The sequence below is a fragment of the Streptacidiphilus sp. MAP12-20 genome, from assembly GCF_041262525.1.
Classification (GTDB): Bacteria; Actinomycetota; Actinomycetes; order Streptomycetales; family Streptomycetaceae; genus Streptacidiphilus.
On record NZ_JBGCCK010000001.1, the window covers coordinates 184,510 to 197,765 of the forward strand.

The window sequence follows — 13,256 nt, forward strand, 5'->3', positions numbered from 1 at the left end:
GTCGGCCCTCGTACGCTTGCTGGAGTGGTTACTTCACGGTGACGCAGACCGGCGCGCTGGTCGCCGGGATCAGCGTGGATCCGTACGGGGTGATCAGCGGGTAGGTCTGGGTGTAGACCGCGCGGAAGCAGGCGCTGCCGGTGGCCTTGATCCAGACCGCCGGCGGGCGCGTCACCTGCGGGCCGGCGACGTGGACCACCGAGCCGTTGTGCCAGATGTTGCTGCCCGGTGCGGCCCACTGGTACTGGATGCTCGCCTGGTCCCCCGGGTTGGCCGTCCAGATCCCGGTGGGGCGATCCCAGACGGTGGCGGAGAGCTGGTACCAGGTCCCGAGCTTGACGGAGGTCGCCGAGAGGTGCGCGAACGCCGCAGTGGCCCAGCCCGTCTGGTAGGTGAAGGACTGGTCCGTGGTCAGCCCGTTGGTGGACACCAGGTGCAGGAGGAGCGAGCCGCCGGTTTCCTGGGTCGCCGACGTGGCGAGCGCGAGCGCGGGCGCGGTCGAGCCGTTGCCCGAGGCCAGCGTGACACCGTTCTGGGCGGTGATGCTCCACGACTGCAGCGCGCTTACCCCGTCCGCCGACGTGATCTTGGGCGTCAGGCGGATGGTGCTGCCGGCCACGTAGGTCTTCGCCGTCGTCGGCCAGTCGGAGGTCAGCGGGAGAGCCACGGTCACCGGCTCGGTCGCGGTCTCCTTGATTCCGGCGCTGTCGGTGACCACCCAGGTGAGCGTGTGCTTGCCGAGAGGCAGCGGCTTGTTGGCGGCACCGGTGCTGCCGGTCGCCGGCAGAATGCAGGACCCAGCCGCATTCGAGCTGAGGTTGGCGATGTTGACCGGTGAGTCCTGCCATACGGTGCCATCGACCTGCAGCTCGACGTTGGTCGGGCCGCCGTACGTCTGGCTGGACCAGCCGCAGGCCAACCAGCTCGGGTAGCTGTAGCTGAGGCTGAGCGCGTGCCAGTCGGGTCCGGTGACCGTCGCTGCGGGCGCGTTGAGCGTGAAACCGGTCTCGTTGGCCCCGGCGATGACCTCGGTCAGGGGATAGCTGACCGTGCCGTTGCTGTCCGTGGCGACGGCGGCGACGCGGTAGGTGGCGCCTGCGGGAAGGGCGCCGGCGTCGGCGGTCACCGTCCAGCTGCCGTCTGCGTTCTTGGCGAAGTGCGTGACCGGCAGGGCAGGGTTGCCGGGCGCCTCCAACTCCACGTCGGAGATCGCCGTTCCGGCCGTCGCCGTCGCTGAGACGGATGGAGTGACCGTCCAACTCAGCGACTTGCCGACGCGCACAGGCCAGGCCCCGGCCGGAGCAGTCCCGGCTGAGGGACGATGGTTGTCGACGGCCAGGTTGGCGTAGGCGGTGGCGTTCGAGGCGGCGCTGATCACGCTGACGGGGATGGTCCGGGTCCCGTCGGTCATGGCCGGCACCTCAGCACCGCCCGTGGCGTAAGGGAGCAGCGCTGCGGTGTTGAGAGAGAAGTGGACGGTGCAGGTGCTGTCGCACTGCCCCGGCGCCGGGGTGACGACCCCGTAGAGCGCCGGAGGGCCGAACGGGAAGCCGAACCGGACCATCTGGACCGGGGATCCGGGCACCGGCGTGATGGTCGCGGCGAGGTCGATGACTCCGGAGACCGTCGGCATCGTGCCCGGAGCGGCGCCGTTGACGCTCACCGAGATGGTTGCGGCCGGTGTAGCGGCATGGGCCGCGCCCGCGAGAGGGAGGGAGGCGCACAGAGCTGTGCCGGTCAGCACAGCCATGGATCTGAGGCGCCGGCGGGATATGCGCACGGAGCTCCTCGTGAAAGGTATGAGGGATCACCCGATGGTGATCAGCGAGTGGACTTTAGCGTTCCGTGTGCCATTCGCACATATCGCTTGTACAAAAGACGTCGGATTCTTATCGACGCCGCCGGTGCGAGGCCCTTCCGGGTGCCGGAACTGGCGTTGTGTCCCGAACGTCCCGCGACGCGACCAGCGCGGCCAGCGCCGTCGTCAGCGGCACGGAGGCGATCAGGCCGATGCTGCCGACGAGCGTGCGCACGACCTCCTCGGCCACGATCTCGCTGGTGGCCACCTGCCAGACGCCCCGATGCGACAGCGAGAACAGCAGCATCAGCGGCAGCGCCGCGCCCGCGTAGGCCATGACGAGGGTGTTGACCGTCGACGCGATGTGGTCCCGGCCGATGCGGATGCCCGCGCGGTAGAGCGCGCGGGCGCCCATGGTCGGGTTGGCGGCGCGCAGCTCCCAGACCGAGCTGGCCTGGGTGACCGTCACGTCGTTGAGTACGCCGAGCGAGCCGATGATGACGCCGGCCAGCAGCAGGCCGGGGAGTTGGATGCCGGGGAAGAGCGAGTGCACGAAGGCGGTCTCGTCGGAGGTGTTGCCGGTCAGTCGGGTCAGCTGGATGAACGCCTCGCCGAGGCCGCCGATCAGTGCGAGCGAGACCATCGTGCCGAGCACGGCGACGGAGGTGCGCGCGGAGAGGCCGTGGCAGAGGTAGAGCGCGAGCAGCATGATCAGCCCGCCGCCGACCACCGCGACCGCCAGCGGGTTCTCCCCGCCGAGGATCGCCGGCAGGACGAAGAACGCGAGCACCAGAAAGCTGATCGCCAGCGCCACCAGCGCGGCCAGGCCGCGCAGTCGGCCGATCAGGACGACGGCGATGGCGAAGACGCCCGCGAGGATCGCCATCGGCGTACTGCGGTCCGCGTCCTCGACGGTGTACTGGAGCGCGGCGGGGGCGCTCGGCGAGTAGTCCACCACGACCTGCTCGCCCGCGAGGTAGACGGCGCTCTGGTCCGGCGGCAGGGTCTGCGTGACGCTGTGGCCGCTGTCCTTGCCGCTGGTCAGGTGGATGGTGATCTCGGTGCAGGTCGTCGTGGTGCCCTGTCCGCACGGGACCGAGCGCGTCGCGGTCACGGTGCCGCTCACGGTCAGCTGGTCGAAGCCGGTCCCCGTCGGCGCGTGCGAGGGCAGCGGCGCGGGCCAGAGCAGTGCCAGCCCGCACAGCACGGCCAGCGCGAACGGCACCAGCACGGCCGCGAGCAGCACGCGCAGCCGCGCGGAGGCGGGGCTGGCGGGGCCGTGGTCGTGGGTGTGCCCGCTGTGCCCGGTTTGCCCGCTGTGCTCGTGGGCCGGGTGGTGCTGCTCTGCCACGCTGGCGAACGCTACAGCGGCGACCGCTCCGCGGACAGCCCTGGCCAAGCGATGGCACCCCTCGCTACGGTGTGTGCATCTCATCTGTAGACGCGGGAGCTCGGAGCACCGGGCTGAGAGGGCGCTGACCGTCGTACACGCGAACGTGAATTCGCGTACGACGAACGCTTGCGCCGACCGCAGGAACCTGACCGGGTAATGCCGGCGTAGGGAGTAGTGGGTCTGATGACCATGCACGACGACGCACAGCAGAAGTCTGCCTCCAGCACGGGCTCCAGCACGGGGGGTGGCTACCCCACCCCGGCCTGGCGCAAGGCGTACCGCCAGGGGACCCGCCCCGATCTGCGCGTCCCGTACCGTGAGGTGCTGCTCAGCACGGGCGGCACCGTCCCGCTGTACGACACCTCGGGTCCGTACACCGATCCGGGCTTCGAACCGGACGTGCGCCGCGGCCTGCCGCCGCTGCGTGACGCCTGGATCAGCCAGCGCGGGGACGTCGAGGACTACCACGGGCGCGAGCCGCGCCCGGAGGACGACGGCCTCAAACACACCACCCCGCGCGGCGGGGCGGGTCTGGCCAACCTCGACGCGGTCTTCCCAGGCCGCCCGCGCCGCCCGCGTCGCGGACGCGAGGGCGCGGCGGTGACCCAACTCGCATACGCGCGACAGGGGATCGTCACGGCGGAGATGGAGTTCGCGGCGCTGCGCGAGGGCATGTGGCCGGAGACCGTCCGTGAGGAGATCGCGGCGGGCCGGGCCGTGCTGCCGGCCAACGTGAACCACCCGGAGTCGGAGCCGATGCTGATCGGCTCGAAGTTCCTGGTGAAGATCAACGCCAATATCGGCAACTCGGCGGTGACCTCCTCGATCGAGGAGGAGGTGGAGAAGATGTCCTGGGCGACGCGTTGGGGCGCGGACACCGTGATGGACCTCTCCACCGGCCGCAACATCCACACCACCCGCGAGTGGATCCTGCGCAACTCGCCCGTTCCGATCGGCACGGTGCCGCTGTACCAGGCGCTGGAGAAGGTCGACGGCAAGGCGGAGGAGCTGAGCTGGGAGGTCTACCGGGACACGGTGATCGAACAGTGCGAGCAGGGCGTCGACTACATGACCGTGCACGCGGGCGTGCTGCTGCGCTACGTGCCGATGACGGCCCGCCGCAAGACCGGCATCGTCTCGCGCGGCGGCTCGATCATGGCGGCGTGGTGCCTGGCGCACCATCAGGAGAACTTCCTCTACACGAACTTCGAGGAGCTCTGCGACATCCTGCGCGCGTACGACGTCACGTACTCGCTGGGCGACGGGCTGCGTCCCGGCTCGATCGCGGACGCGAACGACGAGGCGCAGTTCGCTGAGTTGCAGACGCTGGGCGAGCTCGGTCGGATCGCGCGTGCGCGTGACGTCCAGGTGATGATCGAGGGCCCGGGACACGTCCCGATGCACAAGATCAAGGAGAACATGGATCTCCAGAAGGAGATCTGCGACGAGGCCCCCTTCTACACACTGGGCCCGCTGACGACGGACGTGGCCCCCGGCTACGACCACATCACCTCCGGCATCGGCGCGGCGATGATCGCCTGGTGGGGCACGGCGATGCTCTGCTACGTCACGCCGAAGGAGCACCTGGGCCTGCCCAACCGCGACGACGTGAAGACGGGCGTGATCACCTACAAGATCGCCGCCCACGCCGCGGACCTCGCCAAGGGCCACCCCTCCGCCCAGGACTGGGACGACGCCCTCTCCGACGCCCGCTTCGAGTTCCGCTGGGAGGACCAGTTCAACCTGGCCCTCGACCCGGAGACCGCCCGCGACTTCCACGACGAGACGCTGCCGGCGGAGCCCGCGAAGACGGCGCACTTCTGCTCGATGTGCGGGCCGAAGTTCTGCAGCATGAAGATTAGTCGAACCGTCATAGAGATGTTCGCCGGTGACCAGGCGCTGAACAGCGACGATTCGACGGTCGTCGCTGGCATGAAGGCCAAGTCGGAGGAGTTCGCGGCGCTTGGCCACCAGGTCTATCTGCCGGTCGTCGACTAAAGGGTCGGACACAAGCCAGGGCCAGTGCGCGCGGTCTGGGGAGAGCGCGTGCACTGGCCCTTCCACGCCGTCGGACTTACGCGGCTGACAGGAGTTCTTGGACTGCCTCGACGCAGCGGGAGGACGTCACCTGCCGGGACAGGTTGAGTGTTCGGAGGCCCGCTGGGTGTGCCGCTTCAAGGTCACGCCGTTGCAGGTGCGAGGCGGCGAGTGCGGCCTGGGACATGACTCCCCGCCAAATTCCCAGCGGCGGGCACGCTCTGGACGCGCATCACTGGCATATCGCTCACCGGACCCCAGTCGCCAAGCGCCGACGCGGCGCGTTCCCGCCCCGCCCGGTCCCATGCTCGAAGGTGATCGCAGAAGGGTGCAGCTGTAGTACTACAATCCGCTCGAACTCACTGGCTGCCTAGAGGCGGATACCTTGATAAAACGGGCTGGCAAGGCTCGGTGCGGAATGTTTCTCAGCATGGTCATCGGCATGGGACTGGTCGGGGCGTCCAGCCCGGCGACGGCGGCCAGCGTGCCGCAGCAGTGGATCAACTCGACCGGACCCGTGGCCTCATCGAACTACCAGACGTACACGGCGTCGTCGACGGGAACTTCCCCGGCGCATGTGACGCTGACGCTCACCCAGTCCAGCGCGCTGGGATTCAAGATCAAGAGCGTGTTCTCGGACAGCACCGCCGGGGCCACCGTGGCATCGAACAACGCGATGTCGGACCATATCTACGACTCTGCGAACAAGAGCCCCATTGATTGGAGCTTGACTGACGGCAACACTGACACAGGCAGCTTCGACTACATCCTTCCGGGCTCCTACCTGGTCACCGATACCGTGACCGACAGCAATGGTGCGACAGCCACCGCTTCCGTCGAGGTGAACACGCTCGGCTCGGCGTACTCCACGGTGACGCCGACCCGGCTCCTGGATACGCGCTACGGCATCGGTGCTGCCAAGCACACCGTAGGACCGAACTCGATCGTCAAGCTGCGGGTCGAGGGCGCCGGGCCGGTGCCGTCGAGCGGCGTGACCGCGGTGGTGCTGAACCTGACGGCCGTCCCAGTCTCGGGAGCCGGTTTCGTCACGGCATATCCGAGCGACGACGGCACTGCGGTGCCTATTGCCTCAAGCCTCAACTACGTCCCGGGGCAGACCGTTGCGAACCTCGTCACCGTGCCCGTGGGGCGCGACGGCTACGTCTACCTCGCCGACAAGGGCGGCACGATCAACCTGATCGCGGATGCCAGCGGCTACTACTCGCGTACGGCTCCTGACCTCTACGAGCCCGTCATGCCGCAGCGCCTCCTTGACACCCGTATCGGGACGGGCGCCTCGAAGGGCGCTGTCCCCAACGGCGGCACCGTGAAGCTCGCGGTCGCGCTCGGCGACACCTACCTGCCCCCGGCCGGGGAGATGACGGCGGCCGCGGTCAACATCACCGTCGTCAACGCGACCAACGGCGGCTTCGTCACCGCGTACGCCGACGGTGCGAGTCGACCGGGCACGTCCAACGTGAACTTCGCCAAGGGGCAGATCGTCTCGAACAACGCCGTCGTCCCGGTGGCCGCGGACGGCAGGATCGACCTGACCGCCGCGTTGGGCACCACGGCCTCGGTGAACCTGGTGGTGGACATCGTCGGGTACTACTCGGCGTCGCCGAACTTCGCCACGACGGTATTCGTGCCGCTCGCGCCGAGCCGAGTCTTCGACAGCCGGCAGGACCGCCAGGGCCAGATCGCGAGCGGAGTCGAGTACGACCTCAACCTCGGCGAGTGGGCCATGCCGGTCGCGGCGGTCGAGATGAACGTGACGGTCACGAACACCAGGTCTGCCGGCTATCTGAACCTCTATACCTACGGGGCGCCCATCCCGGGCACCTCGAACACCAACTGGACTGCGGGGCAGACTCTCGCCAAGGGCGCGTCCGTCACTCCCAGCCAGTTCAACGGCTGGATCGCGATCTACAACGCGGGCGCCGGGGGCACGGACGTGATCCTCGACGTCTCGGGCTACTTCGAGAACGCGCGCGTGTAACGCGACGCCCAATGAGCCCACAGACTCAGAAGGCCCGCACCGGCTTCCCGGTGCGGGCCTGTCCGTGCACTCGCCTGCGGGCATCCATGGGGGTTCACGGCCGGGTCTGACGCGGAGCACGTGCTGCCTTGAACGACGGCGGTCGGCCGCCCGGTGCTGGTGGCAACGGTGACGCGCTCAGCGATCAGCAGCGGTTTGGGTTGGTCAAGTTGGAGCGCGCCGGCTTGTCGGGCTGGGGCATGCAGGCGGTGACGGACTCGCGCCACTCAACCGGCCCCGTCGGCTTCGTCGAGGCGGATGATCCAGATGTTCGCCGTAGGCCAGGTGCCGTTGTCCGTAGGCAGGTGAGGTCGGCGCACTGGGCCTGACCGCGCCGTGGGCCACATCCGACCTGCTCACCGCGACGATGCACCCTGCAGCCAGACTATGCACTTCATCTGCGGATCCACCGCGAGGAGCGTCTTGACCTCCTCCACGCTGGGAGGATCGGGGAGTAACCCCCGAAGCCTTTTGTCTTTCTCGTCCCCCGTAGCCATGTCTGCCCCTTCTGCGGCAGCATGAAGATCTCGCCGAACATCCGCGACGAGTTCGGTGCGGACCTCGCGCTCGACCCGGACGCGGGCATGCGAGCCAAGTCCGAGGAGTTCGCGGCCCAGGGTAACCGGGGCTACCTGCCCGTCGTGGACTGAGCCTGGCCGAGGGACCGGTCCGTGCTGCGGCGCGCGACCGGTCCCTGCTGTGAAGCGTCGTCAGGGGCGGGCTGTTGTTCGACGGTTCGCTCGGGGATGCGAGGATTCCCCCTGCCGGATCGGAGTTGATCGGGCGACGGAGGGGGAGTGACGTGAAGCGAAAGACCCTATTGATCTCCACGGCGGGGGCGGTGCTCGCTGCGGCCGCGGTGGCTGGGGTGATCTCATCGGCCTCGGCGGCCAGCGCGCCCGGGATCGTCGGAGCGCCCGGGAAGGTGGATCGAGCCACCATCGCGTCCTTCGACCGCATGGCGCAGGCCGCTCTGGACCGACGGACGGCGGCACTGCTGAACACGACTGCCGCCCGGCAGGCGGCCCCGCAAGCGGACGCGCACGTCAGCCTGGCGGCCGGGCTGGCCCGGACCGAGGACCAGGTCGTCTCCTCGCTGCGGGCCCGCAAAGCGCGGCTTGCGGCTGTGGGAGAGGTGTACAGCGCGGGTCGTACCAAGGTCACAGTGGACAACGTCGTGGTCAACGGCGGGCGGGCCGACGTCTACGTCACCGAGACCACGACCCTGACCTACAAGAAGCTGCGCGGCGACGAGCCCGCGACGACGGGCTTCCAGGCGAAGCATGACGTGACCTTCGCCGCCACGTCCCAAGGGCGTTGGCAGCTGACGGGTATCGAGGACCAGCTCACCGGCGGCGTTCCGCAGGTCAACGCGCCCGCCCCGAACGTGGCGTCGGCCGCGTCCGTCGACCCCCTGCAGGGGACCCCCGCGGACACCTCGTGGCCGGCCTCGCCGCTTCCGAAGGGCGTGAGTTCCAAGGGGTACAACTACGCGGCGATGGCGGCCTACGCGGAGAAGTACTGGAGCCGCTACAACCCCGCCTACCGGCAGTTCAACGGCGCGGGCGGGGACTGCACCAACTTCATCAGCCAGTCGCTGAAGGCGGGCGGCTGGAAGAACGCCCCTGGCATCGACTCGGACTATCACAACTGGTGGTACAGCGCCGACAGCGAGAGCTGGACCTGGGTCGGGGCCAACGACTGGTCCTGGTTCGCGCTCTCCAGCAAGCGGGTGACGAACCTGAAGAACGTCTACCAGCTCGGCGTCGGGGACATCCTGCAGATGGACTTCAACCGGGACGGCTCCAAGGACCACTCCATGATCGTCACTTACCGCAGCCGGTCCGGTATGCCGTACGTGACCTACCACTCCACGAACACCTATCGCAGGTCGGTGGCGAGCCTGGTCATGTCCTTCCCGGACGCGGTCTACTACGCCTATCGCACCTGACAGACAGCACCTGACAGCACCTGACAGCGGCGGACGGTTCGACGGGGCCGGGACCGCCGACCATGATCGCCAGGTGTTTCACGTGAAACACCTGGCGATCATGGTGTGGCGCCCGCTCAGACGAGGGCGCCGGCGCGCAGCATGCCCTGGACCCGGTCGCGCTTGATGACGCCGAGGAGGTAGCCGTCGTCGTCGACGACCGGCCAGATCGCGAGGTCCTTGATGATCATGGTGAGGGATGCCATGCGCAGGCCCAGGCCGGGCCAGGCGAAGGGGCCGCGCTGGTGGGCGGTGTCGCGGATCGGGGTGCGTTCGGTGTACCAGGAGCGGGCGAGGAACGGGTGGAGACTGGCCCTGGACACCAGGCCGGCGCAGCGGCCGTTGTGGTCGCGGACGAGAAGGTAGTCGACGTGCGCGCCACACAGGATGTCGTTGGCCTGATCGACGGTGCTGTCGTCGGCTATCTGGTACTCGCACGGCTCCATCGCGTCGGCGACGGTGAGACCGGTGTGGCGGCCGGTGCTGAGGCCGGGGCTGAGGCTCTCCGGCAGACGTTCCGGCAAAAGGGGAAGGGTGGTGGTCACAGTGACACCGGAACCCGTCTCCGGGCCTGTGTGAAGTCTGCCCGGCATTGTGCGCAACCAGAACGAAGCCGGAACGGAGTCCGGAATGCGGAATGCCCTGGTTGCGTCCAGGTTACTCCCGGGCGGCACGGTGCGGGGTGGACTGGCAGGAGTAGCGTGGAAGGCAACCGAGGACATGTCGTACACCGGCAATCACGTCGCTGTCGCCCTGGGTCATGAGCGGTTCTCCCGGAGAACCGGACGGGCGGCTTCCGACATGGCGACTCCCCTCCCCTTGCCCCATTCCCTCTGGCCTTGGTCGATGCCCGACGCCCCACTGCTGCCGCGCCTCGCGCTCGACCCGACCATGTCCCGCACCGGCATGTTCGACGGAGCGTGGTGGCCGCGCTCGAACGACGTCCACGCCGAACTGCCGGACCTCATCACCGCGCTCGACGCCCACCTGGGCCGGATCCTCCGGGTCGGGCTCGCGTCCGCCGCTTGGCACGACATACCCCGAGACGTCACCGTGAACGGCCTCGTGGTCCGGATCGGCCGGATCTCCGGGAGCGAGGAGACCATCAGCCTCACGCGCGGCTTCCAGGATCACTTCCTGCTCCTGGTGGTGCCGCCGGACACCGATCCGCTGACCGCCGCACTCGCGATGGCGGGCGCCGCGGCCGCCGGCAACCGGAGCTCGGCGGCGGAGCTGCTCGCCGTCTATCTCCCGTCGGAGGGCTGACCGAGTTCGGCGCGGTAGTGGGCGATCTTGTCGTGCAGGTGATGCTGCTGCGCCAGCAGGTGGGTGATCTGCTCGGCGACGGCTGCGTCGTGGCGCTCCAGCAGCTCGACGCGTTCGGCGAGGTTCGCTGAATCGCTGCCCTCGCGGGCGAGTTCGGCGTAGCGGCGCATGTCTGCGATGGGCATGCCGGTGTCGCGCAGGCAGCGCAGGACGGAGAGCCAGGCGAGGTCGCCCGGGGTGAAGCGGCGGTGGCCGCTGGTGGCGCGGTCGATGTCGGTGAGCAGCCCGATGCGCTCGTAGTAGCGGAGGGTGTCGAGGCTGAAGCCGGACTGTTCGGCGGTCTCGGCCGGGGTGAGATGTGGGGTGAGGTGCGGGGTGAGGTGAGAGCGCGGCGGGGTCGTGGTCACGCGCTGATTCTGCATCGTGCTTGACCTGGAGCGCGCTCCAGTTGTGAGGCTCGTCGCGAAACGAAGGCGGGAAGAGAAGGGGATTTCGCGATGCGCTACCGCATGTTGGGGGACCGTCAGGTCTCCGCGCTCTGCCTGGGGACGCTGCCGTTCGGCGCGATCGTCGACGAGGCGACGTCGTTCGCGCTGCTGGACCGCTTCGTCGAGCGCGGCGGCACCTTCGTCGACACGGCGAACTGTTACTGCTTCTGGGTCGACGGCTGCTGCGGGGACGAGAGTGAACTGCTGCTCGGCCGCTGGCTGGCCGCGCGCGGCAATCGGGACGAGGTCGTCGTCGCGACCAAGCTCGGCGCCCGGCCGGACCCGGCGCGGGGCGCGGAGTGGCCGGCGAACCGGGAGGGGCTGTCGGCGAAGACGGTGGAGCAGGCCGCGCGGGAGAGCCTGCGCCGGCTCGGGACGGATCGGATCGACCTGCTCTACGGCCATGTGGACGATCCGGCGACCCCCGTCGAGGAGACCGTCGCCGCGTTCGGCGCGCTGGTGCGCGAGGGGGTGGCGGGGCGGGTCGGCATCAGCAACCAGACCACCGCGCGGCTGGCCCGCTCGCGGAAGGCCGCGGCGGAACAGGGCGTCGCGCCCTACGTCGCCGTCCAGCAGCGGCACACCTATCTACGGCCCGCGCCGGACGCGGACTTCGAGTACCAGGTCCACGCCGACGCCGAGCTGCTCGGCTACGCGGCGACCCAGCCGGACCTGACCGTCCTCGCCTACGGTCCGCTGCTGAACGGCGCGTACACCAACCCCGCGAAGGAGATCCAGCAGCAGTACCTTCACGCCGGGACGGACGCCCGGCTCACCGCGCTTCGGGAGATCGCCCGGGCGGTGGACGCGACGCCGAACCAGGTCGTACTGGCGTGGCTGCTGGGCGGGGAGCCGAGCGTGCTGCCGGTGATCGGGGCGAGCAGCCCGGCCCAGCTCGTCGAGGCCCTGGACGCGGTGGAGCTGGAGCTGACCGCGGAGCAGCGCGCGCGGCTGGATCGGGCCTGAGGGGGGAGAGAGGCCGGAAGAAATTTTGGGAGCGGGAGGGCCGGTCCGTCCGGAGGGCTTGTGGGCGGTACTCCCCCGCCACCGGAAGGTTTCCCGTTTCCGCAGTTCAGAGCAGTTTCATCCAGTGGATATCCGCTCGCGCCCGGGACGCGGACGCTTACTGTAGGGGCATGAGGATTGGAATCGTGGGTGCCACTGGTCAGGTCGGCGGCGTGATGCGCCGGATTCTGGAGGAGCGTGAGTTCCCGGTGACGGAGCTGCGGCTCTTCGCCTCGGCGCGCTCGGCCGGGTCCACGCTGCCGTGGCAGGGCGGAGAGGTCGTCGTCGAGGACGCGGCGGCGGCCGACTGGAGCGGGCTGGACATCGTGCTCTTCTCGGCGGGCGGCTCGACGTCGAAGGCCCTGGCCGAGAAGGTCGCGGCGGCCGGCGCGGTCGTGATCGACAACTCCTCCGCGTGGCGCGGCGACCCGGACGTCCCGCTGGTCGTCTCCGAGGTCAACCCGCACGCGATCGCGAACCGCCCCAAGGGCATCATCGCGAACCCGAACTGCACCACGATGGCCGCGATGCCGGTCCTCAAGCCGCTGCACGAGGAGGCCGGGCTCGAGGCGCTGGTCGTCGCGACCTACCAGGCCGTCTCCGGCGGTGGCCTGGCGGGCGTGGCCGAGCTGTACCAGCAGGCCTGCAAGGTTGCCGAGGTCTCGGACCAGCTGGCCTTCGACGGCGAGTCGGTCGAGTTCCCCGCGCCGCAGAAGTTCTCGAAGCCGATCGCGTTCAACGTGCTGCCGCTGGCGGGCTCGGTCGTGGACGACGGTCTGAACGAGACGGACGAGGAGCAGAAGCTCCGCAAGGAGAGCAGGAAGATCCTGGAGATCCCGGAGCTGAAGGTCTCCGGGACCTGCGTACGGGTGCCGGTGTTCACCGGCCACAGCCTGCAGATCAACGCGCGCTTCGACCGCCCGATCAGCGCGGCGCGCGCGTACGAGCTGTTGGCGGCCGCGCCGGGCGTGGTCGTCTCCGAGGTCCCGACGCCGCTGGAGGCGGCGGGCAAGGACCCGTCCTTCGTCGGCCGCATCCGTCGCGACGAGACGGTGGAGAACGGCCTGGCGCTGTTCGTCTCGAACGACAACCTTCGCAAGGGCGCTGCGCTGAACGCGGTGCAGATCGCGGAGCTGGTTGCCGCGGCGCTGAGCGCGTAAGCGCGGCTTTAGGGGCGCGAGGAACTGCGCGACAAGCCACCCACCCAGGTAGAGCCCCGAACGTTCAGGGCCATCCGCGGT

11 protein-coding genes, 1 pseudogene and 1 riboswitch are annotated in these 13,256 nt (G+C 69.2%); of the genes and pseudogenes, 7 read left to right on the top strand and 5 right to left on the bottom strand.

What is annotated here, in order from left to right:
- Nucleotides 1-28 precede the first annotated feature (28 nt).
- Nucleotides 29-1,750, bottom strand: coding sequence for a hypothetical protein (locus ABIA32_RS00845; RefSeq protein WP_370091678.1), 1,722 nt, complete (start codon nt 1,748-1,750; stop codon nt 29-31).
- A 139-nt stretch (nt 1,751-1,889) separates the two neighbouring features.
- Complete coding sequence (locus ABIA32_RS00850; RefSeq protein ID WP_370091679.1) at nt 1,890-3,149, bottom strand: YibE/F family protein; 1,260 nt, start codon at nt 3,147-3,149, stop codon at nt 1,890-1,892.
- Between the two features lie 82 nt (nt 3,150-3,231).
- Nucleotides 3,232-3,379, top strand: a riboswitch (TPP riboswitch).
- Between ABIA32_RS00850 and thiC the strand changes: the two genes are divergently transcribed.
- Entirely contained in the window at nt 3,375-5,189 is a 1,815-nt protein-coding gene (gene thiC / locus ABIA32_RS00855; RefSeq protein ID WP_370091680.1) for a phosphomethylpyrimidine synthase ThiC, read from the top strand. (Overlaps the previous riboswitch by 5 nt.)
- Before the next feature lie 91 nt (nt 5,190-5,280).
- Here the strand turns inward: thiC and ABIA32_RS00860 are convergent.
- Nucleotides 5,281-5,424: pseudogene (locus ABIA32_RS00860) on the bottom strand (transcriptional regulator); the annotation flags it as partial.
- Nucleotides 5,425-5,646: 222 nt separating this feature from the next.
- Between ABIA32_RS00860 and ABIA32_RS00865 the strand changes: the two are divergent.
- The 3 genes from ABIA32_RS00865 (at nt 5,647) to ABIA32_RS00875 (ending at nt 9,217) form a co-directional block, all read left to right on the top strand.
- Nucleotides 5,647-7,227, top strand: coding sequence for a hypothetical protein (locus tag ABIA32_RS00865; RefSeq protein ID WP_370091682.1), 1,581 nt, complete (start codon nt 5,647-5,649; stop codon nt 7,225-7,227).
- A 557-nt stretch (nt 7,228-7,784) separates the two neighbouring features.
- Nucleotides 7,785-7,916, top strand: a complete 132-nt coding sequence (locus ABIA32_RS00870) for a thiamine biosynthesis protein ThiC (RefSeq protein ID WP_370091683.1) — start codon at nt 7,785-7,787, stop codon at nt 7,914-7,916.
- 152 nt (nt 7,917-8,068) lie between these two features.
- A complete protein-coding gene (locus ABIA32_RS00875; protein ID WP_370091685.1) occupies nt 8,069-9,217 on the top strand; it encodes an amidase domain-containing protein in 1,149 nt (382 codons plus the stop codon).
- 116 nt (nt 9,218-9,333) lie between these two features.
- Here ABIA32_RS00875 and ABIA32_RS00880 read toward each other — a convergent pair whose 3' ends face one another.
- Nucleotides 9,334-9,801 (bottom strand): CBS domain-containing protein, encoded by a 468-nt coding sequence (locus tag ABIA32_RS00880; RefSeq protein ID WP_370091686.1) that lies wholly within the window; start codon nt 9,799-9,801, stop codon nt 9,334-9,336.
- Nucleotides 9,802-10,102: 301 nt separating this feature from the next.
- Here ABIA32_RS00880 and ABIA32_RS00885 point away from each other — a divergent pair, with 301 nt between their 5' ends.
- The gene (locus tag ABIA32_RS00885) at nt 10,103-10,522 is read left to right on the top strand and encodes a DUF5994 family protein (protein WP_370091687.1); all 420 of its coding nucleotides are present in this window, start codon (nt 10,103-10,105) and stop codon (nt 10,520-10,522) included.
- On the opposite strand, the gene ABIA32_RS00890 is transcribed toward ABIA32_RS00885, so the two are convergent.
- Nucleotides 10,501-10,929 carry a MerR family transcriptional regulator gene (locus tag ABIA32_RS00890; protein ID WP_370091688.1) on the bottom strand — a complete coding sequence of 143 codons (429 nt, stop codon included), beginning with the start codon at nt 10,927-10,929 and terminating at the stop codon, nt 10,501-10,503. The two genes, ABIA32_RS00885 and ABIA32_RS00890, sit on opposite strands and share 22 nt — an antisense overlap.
- Nucleotides 10,930-11,019: 90 nt before the next feature.
- On the opposite strand from ABIA32_RS00890, the gene ABIA32_RS00895 reads away from it, so the two are divergent.
- A complete protein-coding gene (locus tag ABIA32_RS00895) occupies nt 11,020-11,976 on the top strand; it encodes an aldo/keto reductase (protein ID WP_370091689.1) in 957 nt (318 codons plus the stop codon).
- A 170-nt stretch (nt 11,977-12,146) separates the two neighbouring features.
- Nucleotides 12,147-13,175, top strand: coding sequence for an aspartate-semialdehyde dehydrogenase (locus tag ABIA32_RS00900; protein WP_370091690.1), 1,029 nt, complete (start codon nt 12,147-12,149; stop codon nt 13,173-13,175).
- Nucleotides 13,176-13,256: the final 81 nt, after the last annotated feature.